Below are 648 nucleotides of genomic sequence, written 5' to 3' on the forward strand. Positions count from 1 at the left end.
CGCGAGCGCCATCGCCGGCGATAGCGTGCTTGCGCCCGCGCGGCGGCACGCACCGGCGCGGGCGTCGGCACCGGCTCACGGATCGGCGCATGGTTCGACGCGGATGTCGGCACAGATGTCGGCACAGCTACCGGCGCAACGCGGCGGTGCCGACCCGCAAGCCGACTACGCGGTGTTTCGTCAGCGCTATCTCGCGCTCCAGCAGTCGATGGAGACGGCGATCGGCGCGTTGCGCAGCCGTCTGCGCGCGCTGCCCGCCCGCCGTACGCCGGCGTTCGCGCGCCTCGCGGTCGTGGATGCGGTGATGGGGCGCGCGCTGGGCGAGCGCGAGCGGACCGTGCTGGCGGCGGTGCCGGGATTGCTCGGCGGGCACTTCGAGCGTTTGCGCGAGGCCGCGCTTCAGCGGCAGGCCGAAGCTGAAGCTGCAACCGAAACCGCAGCCGAAGCGGATGCCGCGCGGCAAAAGCTGGCCGAAGCCGATACCGCAGCCGATGCCGAAGGCGATGCCAGCGCCGCACGGCAGAGCCCGGCACAGATGCAAGCCGGCGCCGATCCCACGCCGGCCGAAGCGCTTGAGGCTGAGGCCACGGCCCGCGCCGCCACCACCGCCCAGGCAAAAGCCGCGGCCGCGGCCTCAGCCTCAAGCGC

At 73.8% G+C, this 648-nt stretch carries 1 pseudogene; it reads left to right on the plus strand.

The annotated features are described in order from the left end of the window. Positions 1-433: pseudogene (locus tag GXB81_RS31235) on the plus strand (DUF3348 family protein); the annotation flags it as partial. Between the last annotated feature and the right edge of the window lie 215 nt (positions 434-648).

This window comes from Paraburkholderia sp. Ac-20336, from assembly GCF_017105025.1.
GTDB lineage: Bacteria > Pseudomonadota > Gammaproteobacteria > Burkholderiales > Burkholderiaceae > Paraburkholderia.